Origin of the sequence: Vibrio sinaloensis DSM 21326 (assembly GCF_000189275.1) — a bacterium.
Classification (GTDB): Bacteria; Pseudomonadota; Gammaproteobacteria; order Enterobacterales; family Vibrionaceae; genus Vibrio; species Vibrio sinaloensis.
The window spans coordinates 15,645-40,475 of the sequence record NZ_AEVT01000084.1; the positions used below are offsets into that span (position 1 = coordinate 15,645).

Genomic DNA, 24,831 nt, shown 5'->3' on the forward strand with positions numbered 1-24,831 from the left:
CCTATATTCTAACTCAACTAATTGCTTAGGCGATCAATCTTCGAGTAATTTTTGTAACAAAACGCCGTTTAGCATCGCACGTTTTATCATTGCAAATGCACCAAGGGTCGGCTGCTTATCGATTTCAGAGGCCACAATTGGCAGGCCACTGTGGAATGTTGTTAGAGATTGGTTTTCAACATTGCGACGAATGGCTGGGAATACCACGTCTTCACACTGAGTAATATCACCCGCGATGACGATTTTTTGCGGGTTAAATAAGTTGATGGTAATTGCGATAGCTTTACCTAACTGATTCCCGACGCGAACCAAACTTTGTTTAGCCAGCTCATCACCTAAGTTAGCGTGCTCGCAGACGTCGCCAATAGAGATTGAGTCAAGCGTCGTTAAGCTAGATTCGTACCCTTGTGCAATCAGTTTGTTGACGCGATCTACGATGGCAGGGTTTGCTGCGACTGTTTCTAAGCAGCCAAAGTTGCCGCACTGACACTGCTCACCAAGCGGGTCGATCTGAATATGACCTATTTCACCAACGTTACGATTGTGACCTAGGAATACTTGACCATTCACTATGATACCGGCTCCAGTACCTCGGTGAACACTGACCAAAATGGAGTCTTGGCAATCACGACTGGCACCAAAGTAGTGTTCTGCCAACGCCATACCACGGACATCGTTACCAACAAAACATTGCACGTGGAAAGTGTTACGAATCAGTTCCGCCAAACTCAAATTATCAATCGAAATATTTGGCATGTACTCAACAACACCGGTTTCTGGATTCACCAGACCCGGAAGGGAAATACCAATTGCGATAAGTTGATTGATAATGGTGTGGTTGGCAGAAATAAACTGCTTGAGGTGAGAAAGTAGACCATCAACCAGCTCGTCTTGAGTGGTATAGAAGAACTCAGTGTAGCTTTCAGCCAGTTCTTTACCGCCTAAGTTGTAGAGACTGAACTGAATATAGTCTCGGCCAATACGTACTGCGACGGAGTGGAAAGGTTCTACTTCTGTTGTCAATGAAATGGCGCGTCGTCCACCTGTAGACGCTTGTTGCGCGACCTCTTTGATCAGGCCGCGCTCTAACAATTGGCGGGTAATTTTTGTAACACTGGCAGGAGCAAGCTGGCTGACATCAGCAACTTGAATCCTGGATATAGGACCTTGCTGGTCAATCAATCTATATACTGCTGCACTGTTTAGTTGTTTAACTAAATCTACGTTACCTATTTGTCCGCCATTCATTCTTATTTTTGCTCGTATTGTCCGTTAACAACTGTCGCTTGGACGTTGAAGTCTCGGTCAAATACAGTAAGGTTCGCGACTAAGCCTTTTTTAACTCGACCTAGTTTGTCTTCCAAACCGATTGCCTTCGCAGGGTACAGTGTAGCCATGCGCAGAGCTTCATCCAAAGCGATGCCGACGTGCTCAACGGTATTTTGAACTGCTTCAATCATCGTTAGCGCTGAGCCGCCAAGTGTGCCATTTTCATCAACACACTTACCATCTCGGTAATATACTTTCTTACCAACAAAAATAAAGTAATCCATGTCAGCGCCTGCAGGAGCTGTGGCATCCGTCACTAATACTAATTTTTCACCCTTAATTTTGTGAGCAATTCGGATGTTCGCGTAATCGACGTGGAACCCATCGGCAATGATGCCTGCATAGACATCTGCGGTGTCATAAATTGCACCTACTACACCTGGCTCACGACCAACCATAGGTGTCATCGCGTTAAATAGGTGAGTGGCGAAAGTGATCCCTGCATCAAACCCTCGGCGAGCTTCTGCATACGTTGCATTGGTATGACCAATTGAAACGACGATACCTGCCTCTTTTAAACGTTCAATGTGAGCCAGTTCGTTGTGTTCAGGCGCCAGAGTTACTTTTGCAATTACGTCTGCGTTTTCGCACATAAAGTCGATCATGCTGTCGTCTGACGGGCGAATGAAGTCAACGCTGTGAATGCCTTTTTTTGCAACGTTAAGGTACGGACCTTCAAGGTGAAGACCCAGTGACTGATTTTGGTATTTGGCGTGATAATCACGCGCTGCTGCTACAGCCTGACGCATGTCTTCGTCTGACGAGGTAATTAGGGTAGGTAGAAAGCTGGTACAACCGGACTTCAGATTCGCTTCATGCATGATCTGCATTGTTTCGGCGGTGATTTCATCATTGAGCATTACACCGCCACAACCATTCAGTTGAAGGTCAATAAAACCAGGACTTAGGTTTGCGCCATTGAGATCGCGAGTTTCAATATCTGAAGGTAAGTCCGCAACCGGGCAAACTGCGTCAATCAGTTCATTCTTGATGATCACAGCATGGTCTACGAGAACCTCGTTGCCGGTAAAGATTTTACAGTTAGTTAGCGCATACATGGTTAGCTAATCCTTATGGTTAGATTCTTAATACTTTTAGTGACTAATTGAAGTTATTGACCGTGTTTATAACTTTATTTGCATGCTTCAATTAGGTCGCAAAATATCTTTAGCAAACGAAAAAAATATTGCTTGGCGACCTGCCTTACAAGCGGGTAAGACGAGCCTTACGGTAGTTTATAGCTGGCGTGACGTTTTCTTTTCGTCCTTTGCTACACAACACTTGAGGCTGTTGTTTATCTCTAAAGCATACCGCGAATATCGATCGAATATTGCTATTTTTTTGTATTGTAAAATAAGTTTTATGATCTCGCTAGCAAAATCCTTTGCTATTGACTGTTTCAGGTGATTAGGATCACAAATGATGAGGTTTTAATTTGCGGAGCAAAATTAATGGCATAAACTGAACTGGACTAAATTGAGCGACTAAAAAAAGTGGCTCTACCAAAATACAAAAATCCTATAGGGGGAACTTAAGGTGAATATTCTTGGATATGCGCAAAAGTTAGGTAAAGCTCTTATGCTACCTATCGCAACGCTTCCAGTTGCGGCGCTCTTACTACGTTTAGGTCAAGGCGACCTTCTAGATATCCCATTCATGGCGCAAGCTGGTGGTGCTATCTTTGGTCAACTTCCACTTCTATTCGGTCTAGGTATCGCGATTGGTCTTTCTAAAGACGGTCAAGGTGCTGCAGGCCTTGCTGGTGCGGTTGCTTACTTTGTACTGACTGCGACAGCGACAACAATCAATGCTGACATCAACATGTCATTCTTCGGTGGTATCATTGCTGGTATTATCGCTGGTCACTCTTACAACGCTTTCCATGCTACACGTCTTCCTGAGTGGTTGGCTTTCTTCTCTGGCAAACGTCTAGTCCCTATCATGGCAGGTCTATTCTCACTTGTTGCTGGTGCAGTTGCAGGTGTTGTGTGGCCTACTATCCAAGGCGGTCTTGATGCTCTAGCACACGCAGTATCAACTTCTGGTGCTATCGGTCAGTTTGTATACGGTACACTTAACCGTGCTCTAATCCCTGTAGGTCTTCACCACGTACTGAACTCTTACTTCTGGTTCGGTATGGGCACGTGTCAAGAAATCTTAGTCACTGGCGCTCAGTCTGCTGGTCAAGCACTACCAGCTCTACAGCAGCTTTGTGTTGACCCAGCGCTTGCTAAAACTCTAGTGGCTGGCCAAACTCACACATTTGAATTCGCGAACTCTGTAACACCTGAAATTACTGCAACAGTGAAAGAAGTAACTGAAACAGTTAAATCTGGTGACCTACACCGTTACTTCGGTGGCGATAAAGGCGCAGGCGTATTCATGAACGGCTTCTTCCCTGTAATGATGTTCGGTCTACCTGGTGCTGCACTCGCTATGTACCTAGCTGCGCCTGCTGAAAAACGCAGCCAGGTTGGTGGTGCACTGTTCTCAGTTGGTTTCTGTTCATTCCTAACAGGTATCACTGAGCCGCTAGAATTCATGTTCGTCTTCCTAGCTCCGGCTCTATACGCTATGCACGCTGTGTTTACAGGTCTATCTCTAGTCGTTGCTAACATGTTTGGTACGCTACATGGCTTTGGTTTCTCTGCAGGTCTGATTGACTTCGTACTGAACTGGGGTCTAGCAACTAAGCCGTTTACACTACTACTAATCGGTCTAGCCTTCGGTGCTCTATACTTCTTCACTTTCAGCTTCGCTATCCGCGCATTCAACCTGAAATCACCTGGTCGTGAAGATGATGATGCTGAAGAAGGTACTGCAGCAGCAGGTGACGCGAAAAGCGGTGACCTAGCTCGCCAATACCTAAAAGCACTAGGTGGTCACGACAACCTAACTTCAATTGACGCTTGTATCACTCGTCTACGTCTTACTCTTAAAGACCGTTCAGTTGCTGACGAAACTGTTCTTAAGAAACTGGGCGCGAAAGGTGTTGTTAAACTAGGTGAGAACAACCTTCAAGTTATCCTAGGTCCTCTGGCTGAAATCGTTGCTGGCGAAATGAAAGCAATCGGTGCCAACGAAGACTTATCTGATGTAAAACTGCCTTAGTAACAGACGTTAGTTAAGACAGTGATAAAAGCCTCCTTCGGGAGGCTTTTTTGCGTTTTATAGCAGGGAAATGCCAGTTTTTACTGATCCTTGCTAGCTTATTAACCATACAGAGAAAAAAATAGCAGTTTGAATCGAGATAATGTTGTGTAATCGACCAGAATTGTGGATTATTAGACGCTATGTGCTTGGCGCACTCTCAGTGCGCTACAGTAAAGAATTTTCTGAACAATACTAAAACAATTGAGGTGCTATAGATGAGTGAAGCTGAGGCTCGTCCATCGAATTTCATTCGCCAAATCATCGATAAGGATTTAGCGGATGGTACACACACAAGCGTGCATACTCGTTTCCCTCCAGAGCCAAATGGTTATCTGCATATCGGTCACGCTAAGTCAATTTGCTTAAACTTTGGTATTGCTCAGGACTACCAGGGTAAGTGTAATCTTCGTTTTGATGACACTAACCCAGAAAAAGAAGACGTAGAATACGTTGAGTCGATTAAGAATGATGTGAGCTGGTTAGGCTTTGAGTGGGATGGTGACGTATGTTACTCATCAAACTACTTCGATAAGCTTTACGGCTACGCAGTGGAATTAATTAACAAAGGCTTAGCGTACGTTGAAGAGCTAAGTCCTGAGCAGATCCGTGAGTACCGAGGTACTCTAACTCAACCGGGTAAGCCAAGTCCGTACCGAGATCGAACGCCGGAAGAAAACCTAGCGCTATTTGAAAAGATGCGTGATGGTGGCTTTGAGGAAGGTAAGGCTTGTCTACGAGCAAAAATCGATCTTGCGTCTTCTTTCATCGTATTACGCGATCCGGTTCTATACCGCGTTCGTTTTGCTGAGCATCACCAGACAGGTGACAAATGGTGCATTTATCCAATGTACGATTTCACACACTGTATTTCTGATGCACTAGAAGGCATTACGCATTCAATTTGTACACTTGAATTCCAAGACAACCGTCGTTTGTACGACTGGGTTTTAGACAACATCACCATTGATTGTCAGCCTCGTCAGTACGAGTTTAGCCGCTTGAACCTTGAATACACAGTCATGTCTAAGCGAAAGCTAAACCAACTTGTCACTGAGAAATTAGTGGATGGTTGGGATGACCCGCGTATGCCAACGATTTCTGGTCTGCGTCGTCGTGGCTTTACCTCTGCGTCTATTCGTGAGTTCTGTAAGCGTATTGGTGTTACTAAGCAAGACAACATGATCGAAATGGGCTCACTAGAGTCTTGTATTCGTGATGACTTGAACGAGAATGCACCACGTGCAATGGCTGTACTTGATCCTGTTAAGGTTGTCATCGAAAACTTTGAAGCAGGCAAGGTTGAGGCACTCACAGTAGCAAACCACCCGAACAAGCCAGAAATGGGTGAGCGTGAAGTACCGTTTACTCGTGAAGTGTGGATTGAGCGTGAAGACTTCCGTGAAGAAGCGAATAAGAAGTACAAGCGTCTAGTTCTAGGTAAAGAAGTTCGCCTGCGTGGCGCATATGTGATCAAAGCAGAGCGCATCGAAAAAGATGCAGAAGGTAATATCACCACGATCTTCTGTAGCTACGATGCGGATACTCTAGGTAAGAACCCTGCCGATGGCCGTAAAGTTAAAGGTGTCATTCACTGGGTATCTGCTGATAAAGGTCTTCCTGCTGAAATCCGTTTGTATGACCGCCTATTTACCGTGCCAAACCCAGCAGCTGCGGATAACTTTGCAGAAACAATCAACCCTGAGTCTTTGGTTAAATTGAACGGCTTTGTAGAACCTAGCTTGGCGAATGCGCAAGCAGAAGCTGGCTATCAGTTTGAGCGTACTGGCTACTTCTGTGCTGACGCGAAAGATTCTAAGTCTGATGCGTTAGTCTTCAACCGTACCGTTGGCCTACGTGATACTTGGGCGAAGATTGAAGCGAAGTAATCTTTGTTGATAAGTATGCAAAAGCCCGTCTTATGACGGGCTTTTTGATCTCTGAAGCAACAAAAAAGCACTCCGAGGAGTGCTTTTTGCGGTTATTTTGCTTTGTGCGCTTTCGGGTTATCTTTACACGTCCCGTCAGTACACTTACCGTACAAGTAAAGGCTATGGTTAGTTAGCGTTACATTATACTTAGCAGCAATCTCTTTTTGGCGCTCTTCGATGATGTCATCAGAAAACTCAATCACTTCACCACAATCTAGACATACTAGGTGATCATGGTGGTGTTGGGTTGACAGTTCAAATACTGACTTGCCGCCTTCAAAATGGTGACGAGTCACGATACCTGCATCATCAAATTGGTTTAATACACGGTACACGGTCGCAAGACCAATCTCTTCGCCAAGATCAATCAGCTTCTTATATAAATCTTCAGCGCTAATGTGTTGGCAATCTGGTTGCTGGAGTACCTCTAAAATTTTTAGTCTAGGTAGCGTTACCTTTAGACCAGCATCCTTGAGCGCTTGATTATTATCTGACATATACATTCCTGTTGATGATCTGCAGTGTTTAACAGAATTCAATATTCCTAACATTATAGGGTACTAGCACCAAACAATAAACCACGAAGTTCAAGGGGTTAAGAAAGTTTTTTGATAAACCTGTGTTGCGTCACTGATAATAGAGGTCTAACCAGTTACAATTGTGTAACATTTTTCATATTTATGCAGGGAAGTCTGAATGGGAAATTGGATGTCAAAAATCTACAAGCCCAAAATCGTCAAGTTTGCTTTAAACAGTTGGCCACCATTTTGGGGAGCAGGGATAAAGATTTTGTCCATTAGTGATGATTTTCGAGAAGTCAAAATGAAGCTCAAGTTACGCTGGTGGAACAAAAATGCCAATCGAACTCAGTACGGCGGAAGCATTTTTTCGTTGACCGATCCTGTTTATTCATTGATGTTGATGGGCATCCTCGGTGATCAATATTATGTGTGGGACAAGGAAGCGAGCATTAACTTTATTAAACCGGGGCAGAGTGATTTGTATGCCGACTTTCTCGTTCCGCTCGATCAATTAGAAGAGATATTACGTCTAACGGCGAATGGTGACAAATGCTTCCCAGAATTTATCATCCACGTTAAGGACAAGAATGGTAACGTTGTTTCCGAAGTTCAACGCAAGCTCTATGTACGCAAGAAGCCTAGATTTCGTGAAGAGAGTGAGCAACAAACGGCATAAAAAAACCTCCGCATGCGGAGGTTTTTAAATTTGGAATTGCGTGATTAGTCTTCCAACTCAGCTAAGCACATCTCTTCATGAATCTGCTTACACCAGTTGTTAACGCGTTCCTCAGTAAGCTCAGGCTGACGATCTTCATCGATACACAGACCAACAAATTGGCTGTCATCGCCTTCAACTAGGCCTTTAGACGCTTCAAATTCGTAGCCGTCAGTTGATGTGTAACCTAGGATGGTGCCACCTTTCGCTTCAACGATATCGCGAATAGTACCCATCGCATCACAGAAGTACTCAGCGTAATCTTCTTGGTCGCCGCAGCCAAAAATCGCCACTAGCTTAGTTGAGAAGTCGATCTGCTCAAGTTCTGGGAAAAAGTCGTCCCAATCACACTGCGCTTCGCCGTAGTACCACGTTGGAATACCAAGAAGCAATAAGTCGAAGTTATCGATGTCTTCTTTGCTGCTTTTTGCAATGTCTTGAACGTGAACCAGTTGTTTACCTAGTTGCTTTTGAATCATCTTTGCAACAGCTTCAGTGTTACCTGTGTCGCTACCAAAGAAGATGCCTACACTTGCCATAGATTCGTTACCTTTACTCATTTCTGTTGGGGCTAGGTTTTAATCAGCCTATACCGCCACCTTCCCAGCTTAGCTGAATAATGCCTTTAGCAATAAAACCAGCACAACCTAGGAATAGGACTAACCATACGATGCGACGACCGAAAGGGGGAACATTACCCGCTTTTAAGACATCTTTTATTGCCATACCGATTAGAAAAAAGATAGACGCAAAAAGTAAATCGAGACCAATTGACTCGAGCATGTTCATGTAGTCGTAAAGCATGGAATCCCTTTCTGCCAAATTACTTGCGCCGAACTATACCACTGTTAGTAGATAAAGTTAACGGGCGAAGCGCAACAGATCTCTCATTCTGTTTTACGCAATATATTTCCGTATTGATCGCAACACTTCTGCTGGTTTTTCAGCATGAAGCCAATGACCCGTGTTAGCGATAACATGGGCTCTAGCCTGCGAGAATTGCTTTTGTACTTCGGGTTGATGTTCGGCAGTTAGGTAATCAGAATCTCCCCCTTTGATAAACAGCGTAGGTGTCGAGATTTTGTTGAGAGGGTTCCAACCAAGGATATTCCAATAATTATCCCAAAGGCTAGCAACATTAAACCGCCAGCTAAGGTGGCTGCCTGTGTTGTAGAGCGATTTACCCAAGAATTGCCTAACTCCTTCCAGCTCAATATGTTGGGCAAGAATCTCCAGAGCCTGCTTACGAGTCGCAGGTTTTTGGGCGAGTACCGCTTTTAGACCATTGAACACGTTGTCGTGGCGATTCTGTGTGTACTTCACGGGGGCCATATCCAAAACAATCAACTTTTTGACTTTCGCTTGATCGGCTTGCGCAACTTTCATTGCTACTTTTCCACCCATAGAGTGGCCAATCAAGATGTAATCTTCAATTGCCAGAGATTCAAGTAATTCCACTACATCTCTTGCCATAAGCTCATAGTCATGATGTTCACTTTGGAAAGATTGCCCGTGGTTGCGTAGATCTAAACTAACAACCTGATGATCGACTTTTAAGTCTCGGGCGAGCAGGCCAAGGTTATCTAAATTTCCAAATAGACCATGGAGCAAAATGATGGGCTGGCCTTGGCCCTCTATTTTGTAGTTGAGCAGTTGTGACATTTTTATTTTATTCGTGACAGGTTAACCGTAGAGTCTCAAGAAAGATCTCGCTATAATCTCCCAGAGTTTAAACATAGAGATTGTGAAAAGCGAATGAAAACAATTGAGGTTGATGAGGATCTATACCGTTACATCGCAAGTCAAACCCAGCACATTGGTGAGAGTGCGTCGGATATTTTACGCCGTTTATTAAATGTTGATGGGGATGCCCCACAACCAGCACCACAGTCACCAGCGAAACCAAAAGGTATTGTGGTAAGCCGAGATGCTGCGAAGGAAGAAACAGTAGATAACGTAAAAGAAATGCGTTCTCTGTTAATTTCTGATGAGTTTGCAGGACTTAAAAAAGCGATTGACCGATTTATGTTGGTGTTATCGACTCTACACCGCATCGACCCGATGGGCTTTTCGGAAGCAACTCAAGTTAAAGGACGCAAGCGCGTTTATTTTGCAAACAATGAGCAGACTTTATTGGAAAGTGGTAATACGACTAAACCAAAGGCGATTCCTCAGTCTCCATTCTGGGTAATCACCAATACAAATACTAGCCGTAAGCGGCAGATGGTCGACCAGTTAATGGCGAGAATGAACTTCCCTGCCGACTTAACGGAAAAGGTTGCCAACTCAATTTAGTAAAGTCTGACATAAACCTCCTAATACTTCTGTTACATTCAGGTATTAAGAGGTTTTTTTTTGGATTTCTATTTTATTTTTAAAGGATGTCAACATGGCTATGCACCCACGAGCTGGACAAAAAGCTCAGCAACAGGATCTTCATAACATACCCGCACTCGTCGCAAATTACTTTTTATTGCAACCTAATCCAGAAAACCCAGATCACAAAGTAGAATTTGGTACATCTGGTCACCGTGGTAGTTCAGACAAATCAACATTTAATGAAAACCATATTTTGGCGATTGCTCAAGCCATTGCGGAAGTTCGCGCAGAGAAAGGCACTCAAGGTCCATTGTTTGTTGGTAAGGATACACATGCTTTGTCTGAGCCAGCATTTTCAAGCGTGATTGAAGTTTTGATTGCGAACGGCGTGCAAGTTATTGTTCAAGAAGATAATGGCTACACGCCAACTCCTGGTGTGTCGCATGCCATCTTAACTTACAACCTTAAAAATGATGCTAAAGCAGATGGTATCGTCATTACTCCTTCGCACAATCCACCGCAAGATGGTGGTATCAAGTACAACCCGACTCATGGTGGTCCGGCAGAAGGTGATTTAACACAAGCTATTCAAGATCGTGCAAACGTATTAATTGCAGAAGGCTTACAAGGTGTGAAGCGTATGCCATTAGGTGAAGCAAAAGCATCTGAGTTGTTTGTGGAGCGCGATCTCGTTAAGCCATATATTGATGACCTAGTGAACGTTATCGATATGGATGCAATCCAAAAAGCAAACCTAAAAATTGGTGTTGATCCACTTGGTGGCAGCGGTATCGATTATTGGCGTCAGATCGCGACAGCTTACAACCTCGACTTGACACTTGTGAGTGAAGCGATTGACCCATCATTCCAGTTCATGTCACTAGATAAAGACGGTGTGGTTCGAATGGACTGTTCTTCACCGTACGCTATGGCGGGTCTATTGGCTCTGAAAGACGAGTACGATTTGGCATTTGGTAACGACCCTGATTACGATCGCCACGGTATCGTGACACCAAAAGGTTTGATGAACCCGAACCACTTCCTCGCCGTTTGTATTGATTACTTGTATCGCCACCGTGAAGGTTGGGGTCAAGAAGTGGCTGTTGGTAAAACTCTAGTATCCAGTGCATTGATTGACCGCGTGGTCGCTGATCTAGGCCGTGAGCTGTGTGAAGTGCCCGTTGGTTTTAAATGGTTTGTAGATGGTCTTTATGAAGGTAAGTTTGGTTTTGGTGGTGAGGAATCTGCCGGAGCTTCGTTCCTGCGCAAAGATGGAACGCCATGGTCAACAGATAAAGATGGCATCATCTTGTGTCTTCTAGCAGCGGAAATTACAGCTGTGACCGGTAAAAACCCGCAAGATTACTACGAAGAGCTCGCTGCTAAACACGGAGCATCTGAATACAACCGTATTCAAGCTGTCGCGAACGGCCCACAGAAAGAAGTGCTTAAAAAGCTGTCTGCTGAGATGGTCATTGCTGAAACTCTAGCAGGAGATAAGATTACTGCACGTCTCACCCATGCTCCAGGCAATGGTGCGGCAATTGGCGGATTAAAAGTGACTACCGACAATGGCTGGTTCGCAGCGCGTCCATCAGGCACAGAAGACATCTATAAGATCTACTGTGAAAGCTTCAAAGGTGCTGAGCACTTGAAACAGATTGAAGCGGAAGCGCAAGAGATCGTTAATCAGGTTTTTGCTGACGCTGGCCTATAATCCAGCAGAGTGAACTTTTGAAAGGGCTGACCAAGTGTCAGCCCTTTTTGTTTCTTATTCTTGGACTACCTTTGTGGCCAGCTATCTGGAACTACAAACCAGAATTGCCCTTTCCTTGTTTGAGCATGCACAAACCTTCCATTGGGCTTCTCGATAGGGCTGTCAAATTCTTTCCGTCCAACTGCCCAAAGTGGCTTTTCAAGTTCGTACAAAGGCTCGCCAATTTGATCCCATTGGCTTTGGTAGCACCAACACCCGGTAATTTGGCTTTGATTTATAGCCCACCCTAAGCACTCTTTGGGAATGGTTTCCGGTGAGAAGGGGTTAACATACAGCCGACCTTGAATCAGCAGATGTTCTGAGAGCTGGCTATATTCTGGGTACTGAGTGAGAAATTCTTCGCGCGAGCTCATTTTTAATTGGTGCGACATCATTCTCGCCAGCTTTATATCCAACTGGTCGTGGGCATTCGGTCCGTACCAAACTCCACCGTGCAAAAGGTAGAACTTGATGGCTACTTCCCAGTGCTCATTACGTTGTTGTTCATGATTGGTAAGAATAAGGTCGATCGCTCCAAGAGTTTGTCCACATGGCTTGTTGATCTGTATTTCTTCGTCCAATAGTGAATACTGCCCACTTTGAGTGAGTAGTTTGGTACAAAGGTATTGATAGATAAAACCAAGCCGCGGGTTACCTTGATATTCGTCCTCTTGATAGGCAGGAATAGATAAAGAGGACAGATCTTCAAAAGGTGGTTTTATTTTGAACAGCGATGGAGTCGTCGCAATCCAATGATAAAAGCGCTGTAGTGAATGCATCCTTGAGCCTATAACAATGTTCTTAAAGGCAGTGTACCACGCACTCGCCTCTAGCATCACTGCTGTTGTTGACTTACACTTTGCCACAGTGAATTGAGTCAGCCTCGACAATCAATAATGGAAGCCCAAATGAACAACTTACAACTAGAAAAAATACTGAATGAAAAGCTATCACCTCAACTCATCAAAGATTATGCACCGAATGGGTTGCAGGTAGAGGGAAAAGAACAAATTAATAAAGTGGTGACTGGTGTAACGGCTTCCCAAGCACTGATTGATAAAGCGGTTGAACTAAAAGCCGATGCGTTATTGGTGCACCATGGTTACTTCTGGAAAGGGGAGCCGGAACCAATTCGTGGTATGAAAGGGAAACGTATTCGTACTTTGATAAAAAACGACATTAATTTAATGGGTTACCACTTGCCACTTGATATACACCCTGAGTTAGGTAACAACGCTGAACTTGCACGCCTGCTCGATATTAAAGTCGAAGGTGGCTTAGAAGGGCACGCTCAATCTGTTGCAATGTTTGGCCGGTTAAAAGCACCAATGACAGGCACTGAATTCGCTGAAAAAATCAGTCAAGTATTGAATCGTCGACCACTTCATATTGCGCCGGAAAATGCAGACAAAGTGATTGAAACAGTCGGTTGGTGTACAGGAGGCGGTCAGGATTTCATAGAGTTGGCTGCGGGGCATGGACTCGATGCGTTTATTTCGGGTGAGATCTCAGAACGAACCACTTATTCCGCTCGTGAGCAGGACATTCATTACTTTGCTGCAGGGCATCACGCGACAGAACGTTATGGAATTAAAGCATTAGGTGAGTGGCTGGCCAAAACGCATGGTTTAGATGTGGAATTTATTGATATTGATAATCCGGTATAGCCAATTCGAACTGCTTTTGTTCAAAAACAAAAAGGGCTGACGTTTATGCGTCAGCCCTTTGTTCATTTGTCTAGCTGTTACTCACGTTCGTGAATTGGTTGGAAGTCACGTTGTACTTCACCAGTGTATAGCTGACGAGGGCGACCGATTCGGTTTAGTGGGTCGCTGTGCATTTCGTTCCAGTGAGCAATCCAACCGATGGTACGAGAAAGTGCGAAGATTACCGTAAACATCGATACTGGAATACCGATTGCTTTTAGGATAATACCTGAGTAGAAGTCTACGTTCGGGTACAGTTTCTTCGATACAAAGTACTCATCAGACAGAGCGATGCGCTCAAGCTCCATCGCAACATCAAGAAGTGGATCATTGATGTTAAGCTCTTTAAGTACGTCGTGACACGTTTCGCGCATAACCGTTGCACGTGGGTCGTAGTTTTTGTAAACGCGGTGACCAAAGCCCATCAAACGGAATGGGTCATCTTTATCCTTCGCACGTTCAATGTACTCTGGGATATTGTCTACGCTACCGATTTCTTCCAGCATCTTCAAACATGCTTCGTTTGCGCCACCATGAGCTGGGCCCCATAGAGAAGCGATACCTGCTGCGATACATGCAAATGGGTTAGCGCCTGATGAACCAGCAAGACGAACGGTCGACGTTGACGCGTTTTGCTCGTGATCTGCGTGTAGAGTGAAGATTTTGTCCATTGCTTGGGCAACTACAGGGTTTACTTCGTACTCTTCACATGGGTTTGCGAACATCATGTGTAGGAAGTTCTCAGCGTAGCTCAAGTCATTACGTGGGTAAATGAAAGGCTGGCCGATTGAATACTTGTAACACATTGCAGCTAGTGTCGGCATTTTCGACAGTAGACGGTATGCAGTGATCTCGCGGTGAGTGTCGTTGTTGATATCCAGTGAATCGTGGTAGAAGGCTGCAAGAGCGCCAACTACACCACACATAACGGCCATTGGGTGTGCATCACGACGGAAGCCATGGAAGAAGCTTGCGATTTGTTCATGCACCATAGTATGGCGAGTTACAGTTGTTTTGAATTGCTCGTATTGTTCACGGGTAGGGGCTTCACCATAAAGAAGGATGTAACAAACTTCTAAATAATCAGCGTTGTTAGCTAGCTGATCAATTGGGTAACCGCGGTGCAAAAGAATGCCTTTGCCACCGTCGATGTAGGTGATTTGAGACTCACAAGATGCAGTGGCAAGAAAACCTGGGTCAAAAGTAAAGTATCCATTTGCTCCCAGTTTACGAACGTCAATTACAGGAGTGCCTAAAGCACCATCCATAATTGGTAGCTCGATAGGCGCTTGACCTTCAACATGAAGGGTAGCTTTCTTATCCGCCATAACAATCTCCTTTGTTTTATTATTAATCCGTCCAGGATGTTTGTGTGACATTTTTGTACGTGGAATCGTTATCAAAGTCAATTTCTCTCCTCTGATGTGTGCACTTGTTATGATTTTTTGAACACGTAAGGTTAAAAATCTGTGCTGTGTAGCAAAAATTGTTACATCAATTGTATTAGAATGTTGCCAGCCGTATAGTGGCGCAGTAAATTTTGGTGGAAACCTAATAAATTCAAGGCTTGAAACAAAAGTGAGGTGAAGTTTTTAGCTTTGTTGTTAACAAATATTTTACAAAATAATCGTTCAATTTGACGGGGTGGTTGTTAAATAAATGTTAACTTTTGCAGGTTTGCAACCAAAATTCGTTTATAACTATAAATGCTCAATGGAGCTGAGTGAGCAAGCCCGTGAAAGAAAGAAAGTCAAGACCTGTTAATTTAGATTTACAGACCATTCGCTTTCCGATCACAGCAATCGCATCTATTTTACACCGTGTATCCGGTGTAATAACGTTTGTCGCGGTCGGGATCCTACTTTGGTTACTATCCATATCCTTATCCTCCCCTGTTGGTTACGCACAAGCAGTTGACATTGTCGATGGCTTCTTTGTGAAGTTTATCTTGTGGGGAATCCTAACGGCATTGGCCTACCACATTGCTGGTGGTATCCGTCACTTGTTGATGGACCTTGGTCATTTTGAAGAGCTGGAATCTGGCGCAATGAGCGCTAAGGTTGCCTTCGCAGCAACAGCCGTTCTGTCACTACTAGCGGGGATCATGGTGTGGTAAAACATATTTCAACTTTTGGTCGTAACGGCGTACACGATTTCTTATTGATTCGTGCTACCGCAATCATTATGACGCTTTACACAATTTATTTGGTGAGCTTTTGTGCTTTCACCGATATCTCTTACGTATCATGGACTCAGTTCTTTGGTGGCACGTTCACCAAAGTGTTCACGATGCTAGCGCTCGTTTCAGTACTTATCCACGCTTGGATTGGTTTGTGGCAAGTTCTGACGGATTACATTAAGTGCGCGAAGCTTCGTGGCGGCTTACAGTTAGGTGTTATCGCTGTACTGTTTGCTTACTTCTTCTCTGGTCTATTTATTTTGTGGGGTGCGTAAGTGTCTATTCCAGTTCGTGAATTTGATGCCGTTGTAATCGGCGCAGGTGGTGCAGGCATGCGTGCTGCACTACAAATCTCTGAGCAAGGCCTATCTTGTGCTTTGCTGTCAAAAGTTTTTCCTACTCGTTCTCACACTGTTTCGGCTCAGGGTGGTATTACCGTTGCGTTAGGTAACGCGCACGATGACCACTGGGAACAGCATATGTACGACACCGTTAAAGGTTCTGATTACATTGGTGATCAGGACGCTATCGAGTACATGTGTAAGAACGGTCCAGAATCTGTAATCGAACTTGAGAGAATGGGTCTACCATTTTCGCGCTTCGACAACGGTAAGATTTACCAACGACCATTCGGTGGCCAGTCGAAAAACTTCGGTGGCGAACAAGCTGCTCGTACCGCTGCGGCGGCCGACCGTACAGGTCATGCACTTCTTCATACGTTGTACCAGCAAAACATCAAACACAAAACGACGATTTTCTCTGAGTGGTATGCACTCGACATCGTTAAAAACGAAGATGGCGCAGTTCTTGGCTGTACAGCCCTGAGCATGGAAACTGGTGAAGTTTGCTACTTTAAGTCTAAAGCAACTGTGCTTGCGACTGGTGGTGCTGGCCGTATCTACGCTTCTACAACCAATGCGCACATCAATACTGGTGACGGTGTTGGTATGGCACTTCGCGCAGGTGTTCCGATGCAAGACATGGAAATGTGGCAATTCCACCCAACAGGTATCGCTGGCGCGGGTGTTCTAGTGACAGAAGGTTGTCGTGGTGAAGGTGGTTACCTTCTTAACAAAGACGGCGAACGCTTCATGGAGCGTTACGCGCCTAACGCAAAAGACCTTGCTGGTCGTGACGTTGTGGCTCGTTCGATGATGATTGAAATTCGTGAAGGCCGCGGTTGCGATGGTCCATGGGGTCCACACATCAAACTTAAGCTAGATCACTTAGGCAAAGAGACACTTGAATCTCGTCTTCCTGGCGTATGTGAATTGTCTCGTACGTTTGCACACGTTGATCCAGTGAAAGAGCCAATTCCAGTAATTCCAACTTGTCACTACATGATGGGTGGTATTCCTACTCAGGTTTCAGGTCAGGCAATTAAGCAAGACGAAGCTGGTGGTGATGTTGAAGTTCAAGGTCTATTTGCATGTGGTGAAATCGCATCCGTATCAGTTCACGGCGCTAACCGTCTAGGCGGTAACTCATTACTAGATTTAGTGGTATTTGGTCGTGCTACTGGGTTGCACTTGGGCGAAACACTGCTTAAGCAAGCAGAAGCGAAGCCTGCGACGGATGAAGACATCGAACGTTCACTAGAACGCTACAACCGCTGGGAAAACAGCACTGGCGGTGAAGACCCAGCACAAATTCGTAAAGATCTGCAACAATGTATGCAGAACAACTTCTCGGTATTCCGTGAAGGTGATGCGATGGCAAAAGGTTTAGAAGAGCTGAAAGTCATTCGTGAGCGCTTGAAGAATGCTCACCTTGCAGATAAATCTACCGAGTTCAACACTCAACGTATCGAGTGTCTAGAACTTGATAACTTGATGGAAACTGCATACGCAACAGCTGTTGCAGCAAACTACCGTACTGAAAGCCGTGGTGCACATGCGCGCTTCGACTTCCCAGACCGTAATGATGAACAGTGGCTATGTCACTCTATTTACAACCCTGAGTCAGAGTCTATGGCGAAGCGTGATGTAAACATGGAGCCAGTCCACCGTGAAGCATTTCCACCAAAAGCACGTACGTACTAAGGAAAGGAGGGTATTACTATGAAACTGAATTTCTCTTTGTACCGTTACAATCCAGACGTAGACCAAAAGCCGTACATGAAAGACTATACGCTTGAGGTTGAAGAAGGTTCGGACATGATGCTTTTGGATGCTTTGATCTTACTTAAAGAGCAAGATCCTAGCATTGCATTCCGCCGCTCTTGTCGTGAAGGTGTTTGTGGTTCTGATGGTCTGAACATGAACGGCAAAAACGGCCTAGCATGTATCACGCCTCTATCTGCATTAAAAGCAGACAAGATTGTGATTCGTCCGCTACCGGGTTTACCTGTTGTGCGTGATCTTATCGTTGACATGACACAGTTCTACGATAACTATGCGAAAGTTAAACCATTCTTGATTGACGATGGTGCTTTGCCACCTTCTCGCGAGAATCTACAATCACCGGATGAGCGTGCGCATCTAGATGGTTTGTACGAGTGTATTATGTGTGCATGTTGTACAACCTCTTGTCCTTCATTCTGGTGGAACCCAGATAAATTTATTGGTCCTGCAGGCCTACTTGCCGCTTACCGTTGGTTAATAGATAGCCGTGATACAGCAACAGATGAACGTTTATCAAATCTTGATGATGCATTTAGCGTTTTCCGTTGCCATGGCATCATGAATTGTGTAAGTGTTTGTCCTAAGGGGCTAAACCCGACGAAAGCCATTGGTCACATTAAGACTATGCTGGTTAATCGTTCGGTTTAATCAATAACAAAAATTGCCGGCCTATCCTGGGTCGGCTCTTAATAGCTCGGCGTAAGACCGAAGCAAACGTGAAAACTACTGGTTAAGGGAAAATATGCACAACGGCGTGATGAAGGCATGGCTCGAGTCTTCACACTTGGCTGGCGCCAATGCAACGTATGTAGAGGACCTCTACGAACTGTATCTAAGTGATCCCGATCTGGTAAGTGAGGAGTGGAAACGCGTATTTGATGGTTTACCTAAGCCATCTGAAGAAGTGGTTGAACAACCACATTCGCGTGTCCGTGACTACTTCCGACGACTCGCTCAAGAAACAAAGCATTACAGTGTCCAGGTTAGTGATCCAGATGTCGACGCTAAACAAGTTAAAGTACTCCAATTAATCAATGCTTACCGATTCCGAGGACACGAAGCGGCAGAGCTTGACCCCCTAGGTTTATGGCAACGCCCACCTGTGGCAGAGCTTGATCCTACATTCCACAATCTTACCGAAGAAGACTTAGAAGAGACGTTCAACGTTGGTTCTTTTGCCATTGGCCAAGAAACCATGCAGTTGAAAGACATCTACTCAGCTCTTAAGAAAACCTACTGTGGCTCTATCGGTGCAGAATACATGCACATGACGGATACTGAACAAAAACGTTGGATTCAGCAGCGTTTGGAATCAGTCGTTGGTCAGCCATCATTTAGCTCTGAAGAAAAACACATGTTCTTAGACGAGCTAACGGCCGCAGAAGGGCTTGAGCGCTACTTAGGTGCTAAATTCCCAGGTGCAAAACGTTTCTCCTTAGAAGGTGGTGATGCACTTATTCCTATGACGAAAGAATTGATTCGTCATGCAGGAACGAGCGGAATGCGTGAAGTGGTAATCGGCATGGCCCACCGTGGTCGCTTGAACATGCTGGTTAACGTTCTTGGTAAGAAGCCTCAAGACCTATTCGATGAGTTTGCTGGCAAACATGACGAGACTTGGGGTACAGGTGATGTTAAATATCACCAAGGTTTCTCTGCTGACTTTGCCACTCCGGGTGGTGATGTTCACTTAGCACTAGCATTTAACCCATCTCACCTTGAGATTGTTAACCCAGTAGTTATCGGCTCTGTTCGTGCTCGTCAAGACCGTTTGGGTGATGAGACTGGCAGCACGGTACTGCCTATTACGATCCACGGCGACTCAGCAATCGCTGGTCAAGGTGTCGTTGCTGAGACGTTTAACATGTCTCAGGCTCGTGGTTTCCAAGTCGGTGGTACGGTTCGTATTGTTGTCAACAACCAGGTTGGCTTTACGACATCGAACCCGAATGACACGCGTTCAACAATGTACTGTACTGATATCGCGAAAATGGTCCAGGCACCAATTTTCCACGTAAATGCTGATGATCCAGAAGCTGTCGCTTTTGTGACTCGCATTGCTCTGGATTACCGCAATGAATTCAAACGCGATGTTGTTATTGATCTAGTTTGTTACCGTCGTCATGGCCACAACGAAGCTGATGAGCCTAATGCGACTCAGCCTTTGATGTACCAGAAAATCAAAAAGCACCCAACTCCTCGTAAGCTGTACGCAGATGTGCTTATGGAGAAAGGTGTTCTAGGTATCGACACTGCGACTCAATTGGTTAACGAATATCGTGACGCACTTGATCACGGTGAAGTCGTTGTTAAAGAGTGGCGCCCGATGGCTCTTCACTCAGTAGACTGGTCTCCTTATCTAGGTCACGACTGGGACGTAGAGTGGAACAACAAGTTTGACGCTAAGCGTCTAGTTGAGCTTGGTAACCGTCTAACGACATACCCAGAAAGTCATAAGCTACAAAGCCGAGTCAATAAGCTGTACAACGATCGTAAAGCGATGATCAGTGGTGAGAAAGCTATCGACTGGGGTATGGCTGAAACTTTAGCGTACGCCACCTTAGTTGATGACGGTAAGCGTATCCGTATCTCAGGTCAGGATTCTGGTCGTGGTACTTTCTTCCACCGTCACTCTGTTCTTCACAACCAAAACGATGCTAGTACGTTTATCCCACTTGCGAACATTCACGACAAGCAGGGACCATTTGAAGTCTTTGACTCTGTGTTATCTGAAGAAGCGGTATTGGCGTTTGAGTATGGTTACGCAACAGCAGAGCCAAGTGGTTTAACCATTTGGGAAGCGCAATTTGGTGATTTTGCAAACGGTGCGCAAGTTGTTATTGACCAATTCATCTCCTCTGGTGAGCAAAAGTGGGCCCGTTTGTGTGGTCTAACTATGCTTCTTCCTCATGGTTATGAAGGCCAAGGCCCAGAACACTCTTCGGCTCGTTTAGAGCGTTACCTTCAGCTTTGTGCTGAACAAAACATGCAGGTTGTAGTGCCATCTACACCAGCGCAGGTGTACCACATGATTCGTCGTCAGGTTGTTAGACCTATGCGTCGTCCATTAGTGGTTATGTCGCCTAAATCATTGCTTCGTCACCCATTGTGTACATCGACTTTAGAAGATCTCGCGGAAGGTACATTCCAGCCAGCGATTCCTGAAATCGACGCTTTGGATGCATCAAAAGTGAAACGTGTTGTGTTCTGTTCGGGTAAGGTTTACTTCGACCTGCTAGAACAGCGTCGCAATAACGAGCAAGATGATGTGGCGATTGTTCGTATTGAGCAACTTTACCCATTCCCAATGGATGAAGTGAAATCGGCTATCGAGCAATACACCAATGTTGAAGACTTTGTGTGGTGTCAGGAAGAGCCTCAAAACCAGGGCGCTTGGTACTGTAGCCAACATAACTTCCGTGCTGCCATTCCAGCAGGTGCAGATCTTAAATACGCTGGTCGTCCAGCTTCCGCATCACCTGCAGTCGGCTACATGTCAGTACACTTGAAACAACAGAAAGCGTTGGTTGAAGACGCGCTAAACGTGAATACAAAAACTTCAGACTAAGAACTAGAAGTTAAAGGAAGAAACCGATATGACAATTGAAATTCTGGTTCCAGATTTACCTGAATCTGTCGCTGACGCTACGGTAGCGACATGGCACAAACAACCAGGTGACGCAGTAGAGCGTGACGAAGTTCTGGTTGATATCGAAACAGATAAAGTTGTACTAGAAGTCCCAGCTCCAGAAGCAGGCGTACTAGAAGCAATTATCGAAGAAGAGGGTGCGACAGTACTTTCCAAGCAACTGATTGCCAAGCTTAAGCCAGGTGCTGTAGCGGGTGAACCAACTACAGATACGACTGAATCTACAGAAGCGTCTCCTGATAAGCGCCACAAAGCGTCGCTAACTGAAGAGAGCAACGATGCGCTTAGCCCTGCGGTTCGTCGTCTTCTGGCGGAACATAGTTTAGAAGCACACCAAGTAAAAGGTACTGGGGTCGGCGGTCGTATTACTCGCGAAGATATCGAAGCTCATCTAGCGAATGCGAAAGCGGCGCCTAAAGCAGAAGCTCCAGCAGCAGTAGAAGCGCCAGCAGCAGCTCGTAGCCAGAAACGTGTACCTATGACTCGTTTACGTAAGACAGTAGCTAACCGTCTTCTAGAAGCGAAAAACAACACAGCGATGCTGACTACGTTTAACGAAGTGAACATGAAACCAATCATGGATCTTCGTAAGCAGTACAAAGACCAGTTCGAAGAGCGTCACGGTATCCGCCTAGGCTTTATGTCTTTCTACGTGAAAGCGGTAACGGAAGCTCTAAAACGCTACCCAGAAGTGAATGCGTCTATTGACGGTGATGATATTGTTTATCACAACTACTTTGACATCAGCATGGCGGTATCAACGCCACGTGGTCTAGTGACTCCGGTACTAAAAGACTGTGACACATTAGGTTTCGCTGATGTTGAGAAAGGCATTAAAGAGCTAGCAATCAAAGGTCGTGACGGCAAACTAACGGTAGACGAGCTAATGGGTGGTAACTTTACTATCACTAACGGCGGCGTGTTCGGATCGCTCATGTCTACGCCGATCATCAACCCACCACAGTCGGCAATTTTGGGTATGCACAAGATCCAAGAACGTCCAATGGCCGTGGATGGTAAGGTAGAAATTCTACCTATGATGTACCTAGCGCTATCTTACGATCACCGCCTAATCGATGGTCGTGAGTCAGTAGGCTTCCTAGTCACCATCAAAGAGTTGTTAGAAGATCCAGCACGTCTGTTATTAGACGTTTAATATCGCTAAAACGTCTAGTTACTTTCGGTAGCTAGACGTTCGATAGTTTTCAAGGCTAGACTAGCTCAGCGTCTGGCCTTCAATTGAATCGTTGATTTTTCAACGATTTATTTGAGAAGACCCTACAGACGCCCGCAACATAGCGGCGTTATGGAAATAATAATCCCTTAAGGGAAAATAAACGGAATATCAAAATGAATTTGCATGAATACCAAGCCAAACAGCTGTTTGCAGAATTCGGTTTGCCTGTACCGGAAGGTTACGCGTGTGATACACCTCAAGAAGCTTTCGAAGCTGCGGGTCGTATTTCTACAGAGAAGAAAGTCGTTAAATGTCAGGTTCACGCTGGTGGACGTGGTAAAGCGGGCGGTGTTGAACTGCACGACACGAAAGATGGCGTAAAAGAGTTTGCACAAAAGTGGCTAGGTAAAAACCTAGTGACTTACCAAACAGACGCTAATGGTCAGCCTGTTACAAAGATCCTAGTTGAAGAAGCGTCTAACATCGCTAACGAACTTTATCTAGGTGCGGTTGTTGACCGTGCGACGCGTAAAGTTGTATTCATGGCATCGACTGAAGGTGGTGTTGAAATCGAGAAGGTTGCAGAAGAGACGCCTGAGTTGATTCACAAAGCAGCGATCGATCCACTTGTTGGTCCTCAAGCTTATCAAGGCCGCGAGCTAGCGTTTAAGCTAGGTCTTGAAGGCGATCAAATTAAACAGTTTGTTAAGATTTTCATGGGTCTTGGCAATATGTTCTCTCAGTACGACCTAGCGCTACTAGAGATCAACCCACTTGTTATCACAGGTGAAGGCAACCTTCTTTGTCTAGACGGTAAGATCAACATCGACTCTAACGCGATGTATCGTCAGCCTAAGCTACGTGAAATGCACGATCCTTCACAAGAAGATGAGCGTGAAGCGCACGCAGCTCAGTGGGAACTGAACTACGTAGCACTAGACGGTAACGTTGGTTGTATGGTTAACGGTGCTGGTCTAGCAATGGGGACGATGGATATCGTAAACCTACACGGCGGCAAGCCAGCTAACTTCCTAGATGTTGGTGGCGGCGCAACCAAAGAGCGTGTAGCAGAAGCATTCAAGATCATCCTTTCTGATGACAATGTAAAAGCAGTACTTGTAAACATCTTCGGTGGTATCGTGCGTTGTGACATGATCGCTGAAGGTATTATCGGTGCGGTTAAAGAGGTAGGCGTGAGCGTACCAGTTGTTGTTCGTCTAGAAGGTACTAACGCAGATCTAGGTCGCGAAGTTCTTGCTAATTCTGATGTTGATATCATTGCAGCTGAGTCACTAACTGACGCTGCTCAGAAAGTTGTTGCTGCTGCGGAGGGCAAATAATGTCTGTACTAATTAATAAAGACACGAAAGTAATCTGTCAGGGTTTCACTGGTGGTCAAGGTACTTTCCACTCTGAGCAAGCGCTCGCGTACGGTACGCAAATGGTCGGTGGTGTTTCTCCAGGTAAAGGAGGTCAAACTCACCTAGGTTTGCCTGTATTTAACACTGTTCGTGAAGCTGTAGAAGCAACTGGCGCAACAGCGACAGTAATCTACGTACCAGCACCTTTCTGTAAAGACGCAATCTTAGAAGCGATTGATGCAGGTATCGAGCTGATCGTAACAATCACCGAAGGTATCCCAACAACGGATATGATCGACGTTAAAGTGAAGCTAGAAGAAACTGGCGTTCGCATGATCGGCCCTAACTGTCCAGGCCTAATCACTCCTGACGAGTGTAAGATTGGTATCATGCCTGGTCACATCCACAAGAAGGGTAAAGTCGGTATCGTTTCACGCTCTGGTACGTTGACGTACGAAGCGGTTAAGCAAACGACAGACGAAGGTTTCGGCCAGTCTACGTGTGTTGGTATCGGTGGTGACCCAATTCCAGGTTCAAACTTCATTGATATCCTAAAACTGTTCCAAGAAGACCCAGAAACTGAAGCAATCGTAATGATTGGTGAGATCGGTGGTACTGCAGAAGAAGAAGCAGCAGCGTTCATCAAAGAGAACGTAACTAAACCAGTTGTTTCTTACATTGCGGGTGTTACTGCTCCTCCAGGTAAGCGTATGGGCCATGCTGGTGCGATCATCTCTGGTGGTAAAGGGACAGCAGAAGACAAGTTTGCTGCTCTAGAAGCGGCAGGTGTTAAGACTGTTAAGTCTCTTGCAGACATCGGTAAAGGTCTACGTGAGATCACTGGTTGGTAATCTAACCGAACTTGAATAATGGAAAGGCTTGGCATTGCGCCAAGCCTTTTTTGTTTCTTAAGAC

General features: G+C 45.2%; 22 protein-coding genes. 14 read left to right on the top strand and 8 right to left on the bottom strand.

Features of this window, described 5'->3' with window-relative positions:
- Positions 1 to 33: 33 nt before the first annotated feature.
- Positions 34 to 1,248, bottom strand: a complete 1,215-nt coding sequence (gene nagC / locus RH45_RS15020; RefSeq protein WP_008078560.1) for a DNA-binding transcriptional regulator NagC — start codon at positions 1,246 to 1,248, stop codon at positions 34 to 36.
- 2 nt (positions 1,249 to 1,250) lie between these two features.
- Positions 1,251 to 2,387 (bottom strand): N-acetylglucosamine-6-phosphate deacetylase, encoded by a 1,137-nt coding sequence (gene nagA, locus RH45_RS15025; RefSeq protein WP_008078562.1) that lies wholly within the window; start codon positions 2,385 to 2,387, stop codon positions 1,251 to 1,253.
- A 478-nt stretch (positions 2,388 to 2,865) separates the two neighbouring features.
- On the opposite strand from nagA, the gene nagE reads away from it, so the two are divergent.
- Both nagE and glnS read left to right on the top strand, forming a co-directional pair.
- Entirely contained in the window at positions 2,866 to 4,440 is a 1,575-nt protein-coding gene (gene nagE / locus RH45_RS15030) for an N-acetylglucosamine-specific PTS transporter subunit IIBC (RefSeq protein ID WP_008078564.1), read from the top strand.
- A gap of 257 nt (positions 4,441 to 4,697) precedes the next feature.
- A complete protein-coding gene (gene glnS, locus RH45_RS15035; RefSeq protein WP_008078566.1) occupies positions 4,698 to 6,368 on the top strand; it encodes a glutamine--tRNA ligase in 1,671 nt (556 codons plus the stop codon).
- A gap of 92 nt (positions 6,369 to 6,460) precedes the next feature.
- Here glnS and fcrX read toward each other — a convergent pair whose 3' ends face one another.
- The gene (fcrX, locus tag RH45_RS15040; protein WP_008078567.1) at positions 6,461 to 6,907 is read right to left on the bottom strand and encodes a ferric iron uptake transcriptional regulator FcrX; all 447 of its coding nucleotides are present in this window, start codon (positions 6,905 to 6,907) and stop codon (positions 6,461 to 6,463) included.
- Between the two features lie 199 nt (positions 6,908 to 7,106).
- On the opposite strand from fcrX, the gene RH45_RS15045 reads away from it, so the two are divergent.
- Positions 7,107 to 7,607 carry a DUF4442 domain-containing protein gene (locus RH45_RS15045; RefSeq protein ID WP_008078569.1) on the top strand — a complete coding sequence of 167 codons (501 nt, stop codon included), beginning with the start codon at positions 7,107 to 7,109 and terminating at the stop codon, positions 7,605 to 7,607.
- 44 nt (positions 7,608 to 7,651) lie between these two features.
- Here the strand turns inward: RH45_RS15045 and fldA are convergent, their stop codons facing one another.
- From fldA to RH45_RS15060, 3 genes are all read right to left on the bottom strand, one after another.
- Positions 7,652 to 8,185 (bottom strand): flavodoxin FldA, encoded by a 534-nt coding sequence (gene fldA / locus RH45_RS15050; protein WP_008078571.1) that lies wholly within the window; start codon positions 8,183 to 8,185, stop codon positions 7,652 to 7,654.
- Positions 8,186 to 8,228: 43 nt separating this feature from the next.
- On the bottom strand, positions 8,229 to 8,450 hold the full coding sequence (locus RH45_RS15055) for a DUF2788 domain-containing protein (protein WP_004413180.1): 222 nt from the start codon (positions 8,448 to 8,450) through the stop codon (positions 8,229 to 8,231).
- 93 nt (positions 8,451 to 8,543) lie between these two features.
- A complete protein-coding gene (locus RH45_RS15060) occupies positions 8,544 to 9,308 on the bottom strand; it encodes an alpha/beta fold hydrolase (RefSeq protein ID WP_008078582.1) in 765 nt (254 codons plus the stop codon).
- A 93-nt stretch (positions 9,309 to 9,401) separates the two neighbouring features.
- Between RH45_RS15060 and seqA the strand changes: the two genes are divergently transcribed.
- A complete protein-coding gene (gene seqA / locus RH45_RS15065; protein ID WP_008078584.1) occupies positions 9,402 to 9,941 on the top strand; it encodes a replication initiation negative regulator SeqA in 540 nt (179 codons plus the stop codon).
- 94 nt (positions 9,942 to 10,035) lie between these two features.
- On the top strand, positions 10,036 to 11,682 hold the full coding sequence (gene pgm / locus RH45_RS15070) for a phosphoglucomutase (alpha-D-glucose-1,6-bisphosphate-dependent) (protein WP_008078585.1): 1,647 nt from the start codon (positions 10,036 to 10,038) through the stop codon (positions 11,680 to 11,682).
- Positions 11,683 to 11,747: 65 nt separating this feature from the next.
- On the opposite strand, the gene RH45_RS15075 is transcribed toward pgm, so the two are convergent.
- A complete protein-coding gene (locus RH45_RS15075; protein WP_039958786.1) occupies positions 11,748 to 12,500 on the bottom strand; it encodes a DUF1853 family protein in 753 nt (250 codons plus the stop codon).
- A gap of 129 nt (positions 12,501 to 12,629) precedes the next feature.
- Here RH45_RS15075 and RH45_RS15080 point away from each other — a divergent pair, with 129 nt between their 5' ends.
- Positions 12,630 to 13,388: a Nif3-like dinuclear metal center hexameric protein gene (locus RH45_RS15080; RefSeq protein ID WP_008078588.1), complete on the top strand. Its 759-nt coding sequence runs from the start codon at positions 12,630 to 12,632 to the stop codon at positions 13,386 to 13,388.
- A gap of 77 nt (positions 13,389 to 13,465) precedes the next feature.
- Here the strand turns inward: RH45_RS15080 and RH45_RS15085 are convergent, their stop codons facing one another.
- Positions 13,466 to 14,755 (bottom strand): citrate synthase, encoded by a 1,290-nt coding sequence (locus tag RH45_RS15085; RefSeq protein WP_008078591.1) that lies wholly within the window; start codon positions 14,753 to 14,755, stop codon positions 13,466 to 13,468.
- Positions 14,756 to 15,150: 395 nt separating this feature from the next.
- Here RH45_RS15085 and sdhC point away from each other — a divergent pair, with 395 nt between their 5' ends.
- The 8 genes from sdhC (at position 15,151) to sucD (ending at position 24,767) form a co-directional block, all read left to right on the top strand.
- Positions 15,151 to 15,543: a succinate dehydrogenase cytochrome b556 subunit gene (sdhC, locus tag RH45_RS15090; RefSeq protein WP_008078592.1), complete on the top strand. Its 393-nt coding sequence runs from the start codon at positions 15,151 to 15,153 to the stop codon at positions 15,541 to 15,543.
- Entirely contained in the window at positions 15,537 to 15,881 is a 345-nt protein-coding gene (gene sdhD / locus RH45_RS15095) for a succinate dehydrogenase, hydrophobic membrane anchor protein (RefSeq protein WP_008078593.1), read from the top strand. The genes sdhC and sdhD overlap by 7 nt, the downstream gene beginning before the upstream one ends.
- Positions 15,882 to 17,648: a succinate dehydrogenase flavoprotein subunit gene (gene sdhA / locus RH45_RS15100; protein WP_008078594.1), complete on the top strand. Its 1,767-nt coding sequence runs from the start codon at positions 15,882 to 15,884 to the stop codon at positions 17,646 to 17,648. It abuts the gene before it with no gap.
- A gap of 18 nt (positions 17,649 to 17,666) precedes the next feature.
- On the top strand, positions 17,667 to 18,377 hold the full coding sequence (locus tag RH45_RS15105) for a succinate dehydrogenase iron-sulfur subunit (RefSeq protein WP_008078596.1): 711 nt from the start codon (positions 17,667 to 17,669) through the stop codon (positions 18,375 to 18,377).
- Between the two features lie 94 nt (positions 18,378 to 18,471).
- Complete coding sequence (gene sucA / locus RH45_RS15110; RefSeq protein ID WP_008078598.1) at positions 18,472 to 21,297, top strand: 2-oxoglutarate dehydrogenase E1 component; 2,826 nt, start codon at positions 18,472 to 18,474, stop codon at positions 21,295 to 21,297.
- 28 nt (positions 21,298 to 21,325) lie between these two features.
- Positions 21,326 to 22,534, top strand: a complete 1,209-nt coding sequence (gene odhB / locus RH45_RS15115) for a 2-oxoglutarate dehydrogenase complex dihydrolipoyllysine-residue succinyltransferase (protein WP_008078599.1) — start codon at positions 21,326 to 21,328, stop codon at positions 22,532 to 22,534.
- Positions 22,535 to 22,728: 194 nt separating this feature from the next.
- On the top strand, positions 22,729 to 23,895 hold the full coding sequence (gene sucC / locus RH45_RS15120) for an ADP-forming succinate--CoA ligase subunit beta (RefSeq protein ID WP_004744517.1): 1,167 nt from the start codon (positions 22,729 to 22,731) through the stop codon (positions 23,893 to 23,895).
- Positions 23,895 to 24,767: a succinate--CoA ligase subunit alpha gene (gene sucD, locus RH45_RS15125; RefSeq protein ID WP_008078604.1), complete on the top strand. Its 873-nt coding sequence runs from the start codon at positions 23,895 to 23,897 to the stop codon at positions 24,765 to 24,767. The genes sucC and sucD overlap by 1 nt, the downstream gene beginning before the upstream one ends.
- Positions 24,768 to 24,831 lie beyond the last annotated feature (64 nt).

Excerpts from the sequence above, each read along its gene's own strand:
- nagC (WP_008078560.1), bottom strand. The coding sequence starts at position 1,248 with ATGAATGGCGGACAAATAGGTAACGTAGATTTAGTTAAACAACTAAAC.
- nagA (WP_008078562.1), bottom strand. The coding sequence starts at position 2,387 with ATGTATGCGCTAACTAACTGTAAAATCTTTACCGGCAACGAGGTTCTC.
- glnS (WP_008078566.1), top strand. The coding sequence starts at position 4,698 with ATGAGTGAAGCTGAGGCTCGTCCATCGAATTTCATTCGCCAAATCATC.
- fcrX (WP_008078567.1), bottom strand. The coding sequence starts at position 6,907 with ATGTCAGATAATAATCAAGCGCTCAAGGATGCTGGTCTAAAGGTAACG.
- RH45_RS15045 (WP_008078569.1), top strand. The coding sequence starts at position 7,107 with ATGGGAAATTGGATGTCAAAAATCTACAAGCCCAAAATCGTCAAGTTT.
- fldA (WP_008078571.1), bottom strand. The coding sequence starts at position 8,185 with ATGGCAAGTGTAGGCATCTTCTTTGGTAGCGACACAGGTAACACTGAA.
- RH45_RS15055 (WP_004413180.1), bottom strand. The coding sequence starts at position 8,450 with ATGCTTTACGACTACATGAACATGCTCGAGTCAATTGGTCTCGATTTA.
- RH45_RS15060 (WP_008078582.1), bottom strand. The coding sequence starts at position 9,308 with ATGTCACAACTGCTCAACTACAAAATAGAGGGCCAAGGCCAGCCCATC.
- seqA (WP_008078584.1), top strand. The coding sequence starts at position 9,402 with ATGAAAACAATTGAGGTTGATGAGGATCTATACCGTTACATCGCAAGT.
- pgm (WP_008078585.1), top strand. The coding sequence starts at position 10,036 with ATGGCTATGCACCCACGAGCTGGACAAAAAGCTCAGCAACAGGATCTT.
- RH45_RS15075 (WP_039958786.1), bottom strand. The coding sequence starts at position 12,500 with ATGCATTCACTACAGCGCTTTTATCATTGGATTGCGACGACTCCATCG.
- RH45_RS15080 (WP_008078588.1), top strand. The coding sequence starts at position 12,630 with ATGAACAACTTACAACTAGAAAAAATACTGAATGAAAAGCTATCACCT.
- RH45_RS15085 (WP_008078591.1), bottom strand. The coding sequence starts at position 14,755 with ATGGCGGATAAGAAAGCTACCCTTCATGTTGAAGGTCAAGCGCCTATC.
- RH45_RS15105 (WP_008078596.1), top strand. The coding sequence starts at position 17,667 with ATGAAACTGAATTTCTCTTTGTACCGTTACAATCCAGACGTAGACCAA.
- sucA (WP_008078598.1), top strand. The coding sequence starts at position 18,472 with ATGCACAACGGCGTGATGAAGGCATGGCTCGAGTCTTCACACTTGGCT.
- odhB (WP_008078599.1), top strand. The coding sequence starts at position 21,326 with ATGACAATTGAAATTCTGGTTCCAGATTTACCTGAATCTGTCGCTGAC.
- sucC (WP_004744517.1), top strand. The coding sequence starts at position 22,729 with ATGAATTTGCATGAATACCAAGCCAAACAGCTGTTTGCAGAATTCGGT.
- sucD (WP_008078604.1), top strand. The coding sequence starts at position 23,895 with ATGTCTGTACTAATTAATAAAGACACGAAAGTAATCTGTCAGGGTTTC.